This window comes from Mycobacterium sp. 1245801.1, assembly GCF_001673055.1.
In the GTDB taxonomy this organism is placed as follows: Bacteria; Actinomycetota; Actinomycetes; order Mycobacteriales; family Mycobacteriaceae; genus Mycobacterium; species Mycobacterium europaeum_A.
This window is the reverse complement of the sequence record NZ_LZKY01000262.1, coordinates 22,510-28,615: the sequence shown is the minus strand read 5'-3', so window position 1 is coordinate 28,615 and position 6,106 is coordinate 22,510. Positions and strand designations below refer to the sequence as shown.

Below are 6,106 nucleotides of genomic sequence, written 5' to 3'. Positions count from 1 at the left end.
GCCCCCTGCGGGGCATTGGGGTCCAGCGGCACGTTCTCGGCGCCGTCGGACTCCAGCACGATGCGGGCCGGCGGCGGACCGTCGCCGCCGCCCATCACCGAGCCGACCGTCGCGATCGCCTGTAGCGCGGTGAAGATGGCCTCGCCGGTGGCGGTGCTGTCGGCGAAATCCAGCTTCTTCAGCGCGTCGATGGTGGCCTGGTGTTGCGGGGTCGGCGGGACCAGCAGGTAGGGCGTGCCGGCGAACCCGACCAGGCCGAGGTTGATGCCGGGGTCAGCTGGTCGGCGAATTGCTTGCCGGCCTCCTTGGCCGCGGCCAGGCGGTTGGGCGGCACGTCGTTGGACGCCATCGACTCCGAGACGTCGATCGCCAGCATGATGACGGCGCGATTGCGCGGGATGCGCATGTCGTGGGTGGGGGTGGCCAGCGCGATGGTCAACAGCGCCAGGCTCAGCAGCGACACGGCGATCGGCAGGTGCCGCCACGGCGACTGCGGCACCGGGGTGTCGGTGTAGCGGTGCAGCCGTTGGCGGCGCCGGGCCGCGACGTAAACGTAGACGGCCAGCAGGGCCAGCGGCACCAAGCCGAACAACAACAGGCCCGGACGCTGGAACCCGTAGAGGGGCAGCGGGCCGATACCGGGAAGCGACACGTCACCCAACCTTCCCGTCCAGCCCGCAACCGTCAAACGATGGGACTACTCGCGGCGCAGCCGTCCATCGACGAACTGCTCCAGTTTCTCCCACTCGCGGACCGCCGCGGCGTACGGCGGTGACGGCTTGGTGACCGAGTCGGGCTCGAGCACGGCTGCCACCAACTTGCCCAGCGGCCGGCTGGTCTCGAGCGCCTTGTCGACGGCGGAATCCTCGGAGTAGTCGCCGATGTCGCGCAGCACCTCGACGGCCAGCTCCAACTGCTCGCGATCCACCGCGTCCGGCCCGTCGGCCAGGTCATCGGCCAGCCCGCTGAGCACGTAGATGTTGTCCTCGGTGATCTCCACCTCCAGCGAGCCGTCGGTCGCGGCGGTGCGGATGTCGTCGTAGGTGCTCAGGTCGGCCAGGTCGTGGTCGTGCTCGTCGGCCAGGTAGCGGGCCAGCGCACGCTCGGAGGTGAAGACGCTGATGCGCCCGTTGCGGCCCAGGAAGATCGGCTGGTCGTCCAGGTAGCAGCGCAGCGTGTAGAAGGTGCCAGAACTCGTCATGATCCGGATCGGGTCGATCCCCACCTGCAGCCAGAAATCCTTGTCGCTGCCCAGCACCACGGTGTCGCCGGTCGCCCGCTCCCCGGTGTCCTCGGCCTCGTCCTCGTCCTCGTCCTCGTCGTCGTCCTCGGCCTCGTCGTCGGGATCCGCGGCTTCCTCGACGGCCTCGGCGGCGGCGTCGGCGGCGTCGGTGTCCTCGTCGGCCTCGACCTCTTCGCGCTCTTCGGCGAGCTCGTCGGTGGCCTTCTCCGACAGCTTCTCGTCCACCTCGGGGGTGCTGACGATGCCGTCGATCGCGGCGAGCACGTCGTCCCAGCTGCGGCCGATGACCTCGGCGATCGTGTTCCAGCGTTTGGTGCCGGCCTTGCCGGTGAAGTGCTCGATGCCGCCGGAGACGGTGCCCAGGATGGGGTTGCCGTTGAAGAACTTCGACACCGCGGGCAGCTCGCACACCGAGCCGATGGACGACACGATGGCCAGCGTGCCGGCCAGCGCGGCCACCGACTCGTCGGTGGGCTTCTCCGCCACCAGCTCCTCGACGGCGATCAGGTCGAACTGCTTGTCCTCGGCGGGTTCGAAGGTGTGCGCGTGCGCCGAACGCAGCTCGTTCCACGACGGGTGGTCGGCCAGGTCGTTGTCGTCGTTCGAACGCACGAAGGCAACCAGGTCCGCGACGGAGGTGAACGCGAACAGGTCCTCGTCCTTGCCCAGGAACGCCTCCCACTCGTCGCCGGAGTCACGCCACCGGGGCGCCCACACGGTGTAGCGGTCACCATCGGACAGGCTCAGGCGGATGGGGACGAGGTCAGCAGCCATGCGGCACACAATAGCGACCTGATCTCTAGCCCCAGATATCGGTGATGGGCGCCGCGCTGGCGGCGTACCCCGTCTTGGGCAGTCCGTACATCTGCTCCACCGTGGACAGCACGTTGTAGTGGTTGATCTGTTCGCTGTAGCTGCCGGGCCGCACGTGCGCGCCGTAGAACACCGTCGGGATCTGGTTGCGGCTGCCGTTATCGTCCTCGTCGAACGTGACGATCAACAGGCTGTTGTTGGCCGCCGCCCAGTTCGCATACCCGGACAGGTTGCGGTTCAGCCACGAGTCGGCCTGCGCGATCGAGCCGTCGTGCATGTTGTCGTCGTTGTTGGGGATGACGAACGAGACGGTGGGCAGGCTGGCGTAGTTGCCCATCGGGAACGCGGAGAACGGCAGCGAGTTCGCCGCGGGCACGTTGGTGAAATTGGCCCAGGGCACGTGCTTGCGCGCGTACTTGCCCGCGCTGCACACCGGCGAGCCGGCCGCGGGCAGGCCTTCGGCGAAGCCGACGAATGTGTAACCCGCCGCGAGCAATTCGGATCCTAAGTTGGGTGCGGCGCCGCCGTTGACCGGGCACAGGTCCTTGTTCACCCCGAAGGTGTTGCCGGCGAACAGCGCCAGATAATTCGGTTCGCTGGGGTGGGTTTCGGCGTATGACTGGGTCATGTTGGCGCCGGCCGCGGCCAGCGAGGTGATGAAGGGCGCCGACTTGTTGCCGATGATGCCGTTCTCGGAGCGGTTCTCCTCGACGACGATCACGATGTGTGCGGGTTGCGGAATGGCCGCTGCCGCAAGGCCTATGCGTGCGGTCAACGGGCTGGCCGCCAGCGCCAGCAACGCTACCGCGGCCAATGGCCGCAGGCCCCGGCACGCCCGGCCGATCAGCCTTCTCGGACTTCGAAATTCGCCCAACACGCCCGGAGTATATGAACGGGCGCAGGCGTTTTCCTGCGACGTCCGCAGCGTGTCAGGAGGGCTTTGCCCGATCGTTATATACCCTCAACCCCATGGAAGTCTCCGTCATCGACCACCCGTTGGCCGCCGCCCGGCTGACGGTGCTGCGCGACGAACGCACCGATGCAGCCGGTTTCCGCGCCGCGCTGGGAGAGCTGACGCTGATGCTGGTCTACGAGGCCAGCCGGGACGCGCCGCGAAAGTCGGTGCGGATCCGGACCCCGGTGGCGTCGACCGTCGGGACGCGCTTGGTCAAGCCGCCGCTGCTGGTGCCGGTGCTGCGGGCCGGGCTGGGCATGGTCGACGCCGCGCACGCGGCGATACCGGAGGCCGAGGTGGGATTCGTCGGGGTCGCCCGCAACGAGCAAACCCACCTGCCGGTGCCCTATCTCGAGGCGCTGCCCGACAAGCTCGCGGCCAGGCCGGTGATCGTCCTCGATCCGATGCTGGCCACCGGCGGGTCGATGGCGCATACCATCGGCCTGTTGCAGCGCCGCGGCGCAACGGATCTCACCGTGCTCTGTGTGGTGGCCGCCCCGGAAGGCCTTGCGGCGGTGGAGGAAGCGGCGCCCGATGCCCGGGTGTTCACCGCCGCGGTCGACAAGGGGCTGAACAAGTCGGCCTATATCGTGCCCGGCCTCGGCGACGCCGGTGACCGCCAGTTCGGGCCCAACCTGTTCACCAGCTCTGCACCGCAGCGACCAGCCGCTCGCGCAGGGCGCGGGCGCGCCGCCGCGAAGCGCTCAGGTCGTCGTCGACCGCGCAGCGAATCTCCAAGTAGCACTTGAGTTTCGGCTCCGTCCCTGACGGGCGCACCACCAGCCTGATCGACGTGCCGTCGTCGCCGGCGGTAAAGATCAGCGCGTCGGTGATGTCGGTGAGCTGCGCGGGGTACCCGGCCGGCGTCGCCGGTGGGGCGGCCCGCCAGCGCCGCATCAGTTCGGCCGCCTCGGCGGCGTCGGCGACGCGGCGCGACACCGCGGCGACGTCGTGCACGCCGTACCGGCGGGCCAGCTCGTCGAGTAGGTTGCCGACGGTCCGGCCCCGTTGGCCGGCCGCGGCCACCAGGTCGCACACCAGCACCGCCGCGCTGATGCCGTCCTTGTCGCGCACGGATGCGGGATCGACGCAGTGCCCGATCGCTTCCTCGTAGGCGTATACCAGCGTGCCGCCGGGCACATCGGCGTCGGCGCGGGCCAGCCACTTGAAACCGGTGCGGGTTTCGACGTGGACCGCGCCGTGGTGCGCCGCGATCGCCGACAGCATCCGCGACGACACCAGCGTGCTGGCCACCACCGGTGTCGGCGTGTTGGTCGTGGACAGGATGTAATCGCCGAGCAGCCAACCGGTTTCGTCGCCGGACAGCATCCGCCACCCCTGTGTGTCGGGGATGCCGACGGCGCATCGGTCGGCGTCGGGGTCCAGCGCGATCGCCACGTCGGCGTCGACGTCGGCGGCCAGCGCCAGCAGCGCGTCGGTGGCGCCGGGCTCCTCGGGGTTGGGGAACGCGACCGTCGGGAAATCCGGGTCGGGGGCGAATTGCGCTCCAACGGAATGCACTTCGGTGAACCCCGCGCGCCCCAACGCCTCGACGGCGACCGCGCCGCCCACCCCGTGCAGGGGGGTCAGCGCCACCCGCACCGAACCGCTGCCGCGCCGCAACCCGGCCGCCCGTTCGAGGTAGCGCCGCACCAGATCCGTCCGCGCGGGTTCGACCGGGGCCCGGCCGATCTCATCGGCCGGCGGGGCGGCGGCCATGGCGGCCTCGATCTCGCGGTCGGTGGGGGAGACGATCTGGATGCCGCCGTCGAGGTAGACCTTGTAGCCGTTGTCGCCCGGCGGATTGTGCGATGCGGTGATCTGGACCCCGGCCGCCGCACCGGTGTGACGCACCGCGAACGCCACCACCGGAGTGGGCATCGGGCCGGGCAGGAGGTATACCGAAAAGCCTTGAGCCGCAAGCACTTCTGCGGTGACGGTGGCGAACACCGCCGACCCGTGCCGGGCGTCGCGTCCCACGATCACCGACGAGCCGCGCAGGCCGCGCCCGATCAGTACCTGCGCAAGAGCCCAGCTGGCCCGGGACACCACGGCGACGTTCATGGCGTCGGGTCCGCCGCGCACCGGGCCGCGCAGGCCGGCAGTGCCGAACGTCAGCGGGCGGGCGAACCGCGCGGCGAGTTCGTCCGGGCCGCAGGCGGCGAGTTCGGCGGCCGTGCGCGGGTCGGGATCGTGGGCGATCCACTCCTCGGGCGTCATCGCGCTAGAACCGGGGCAGCTGGGCGAGGATCAGGGCCAGCAGCGCCCCCATCCGGGTTGCCGCCGCGGCTCCAGCGGCCAGCACCTCGGCGTGGCTGAGCGGTTCGCCACTGAGCCCGGCGGCCAGGTTGGTCACCAGCGACACCCCGAGCACCTCGGCGCCGGCCGCCCGGGCGGCGATGGTCTCGTGCACCGTGGACATGCCGACCAGGTCGGCCCCGAGCGTCCGCAGCATCCGGATCTCGGCGGGCGTCTCGTAGTGCGGCCCTGGCAGCCCGGCGTAGACGCCTTCGGTCAGCGTGGGGTCGGCCTGGCGGGCGAGTTCGCGCAGCCGGGGCGAGTAGGCATCGGTGAGGTCCACGAACTGCGGGCCGACCAGCGGCGAACGGGCGGTCAGGTTCAGATGGTCGCTGATCAGCACGGGTTCGCCGACGGTCATGTCCTGGCGCAGCCCGCCCGCCGCGTTGGTGAGCACGACGGCGCGCACCCCGGCCGCGCAGGCCGCCCGCACCGAGTGCACGACGTGACACAGGTCGTGGCCCTCGTAGGCGTGGATCCGCCCGACCAGCACCAGCACCCGGTGGGCACCGATGCGCATCGACAACAGCTCGCCGGTGTGCCCGACCGCGGTGGGCGGCCGGAAACCGGGCACCTCGGCCTGGGGCAGCACGGCGGTGGGCGTACCCAGCGCCGCGACGGCCGGTGGCCAGCCCGATCCGAGCACGATGGCGACGTCGTGCTCGGCGATTCCGGTGCGTTCGGCGATGACCTCGGCCGCCCGGGCCGCGAGCTCGCCTGGGTCGGACGGGGTTTGGGTCACAGCGGGAGCCTAGCCCGGCGACGGCGAGCGCCGATGGCGGCGCGAGTGAGGAGCC

Annotated in this window: 5 protein-coding genes and 1 pseudogene; 1 reads left to right on the top strand and 5 read right to left on the bottom strand. The window is 70.7% G+C overall.

Translation table 11 applies throughout. The annotated features are described in order from the left end of the window. The 3 genes and pseudogenes from A5622_RS16960 to A5622_RS16950 all read right to left on the bottom strand — a co-directional run. Nucleotides 1-652 (bottom strand): annotated as a pseudogene (locus A5622_RS16960) (VWA domain-containing protein); the annotation flags it as partial. 45 nt (nt 653-697) lie between these two features. Then, a complete protein-coding gene (locus A5622_RS16955; protein WP_066880144.1) occupies nt 698-2,017 on the bottom strand; it encodes a primosomal protein in 1,320 nt (439 codons plus the stop codon). Nucleotides 2,018-2,042: 25 nt separating this feature from the next. Next, the gene (locus A5622_RS16950) at nt 2,043-2,903 is read right to left on the bottom strand and encodes an alkaline phosphatase family protein (RefSeq protein WP_156748713.1); all 861 of its coding nucleotides are present in this window, start codon (nt 2,901-2,903) and stop codon (nt 2,043-2,045) included. Between the two features lie 122 nt (nt 2,904-3,025). Between A5622_RS16950 and upp the strand changes: the two genes are divergently transcribed. Continuing rightward, nucleotides 3,026-3,760, top strand: coding sequence for a uracil phosphoribosyltransferase (gene upp / locus A5622_RS16945; protein WP_066880142.1), 735 nt, complete (start codon nt 3,026-3,028; stop codon nt 3,758-3,760). On the opposite strand, the gene A5622_RS16940 is transcribed toward upp, so the two are convergent. Together A5622_RS16940 and A5622_RS16935 are read right to left on the bottom strand one after the other, a co-directional pair. Next, nucleotides 3,651-5,231, bottom strand: a complete 1,581-nt coding sequence (locus tag A5622_RS16940) for a phospho-sugar mutase (RefSeq protein ID WP_066880140.1) — start codon at nt 5,229-5,231, stop codon at nt 3,651-3,653. The two genes, upp and A5622_RS16940, sit on opposite strands and share 110 nt — an antisense overlap. 4 nt (nt 5,232-5,235) lie before the next feature. Further along, nucleotides 5,236-6,051, bottom strand: coding sequence for a purine-nucleoside phosphorylase (locus tag A5622_RS16935; RefSeq protein WP_066880138.1), 816 nt, complete (start codon nt 6,049-6,051; stop codon nt 5,236-5,238). Nucleotides 6,052-6,106: the final 55 nt, after the last annotated feature.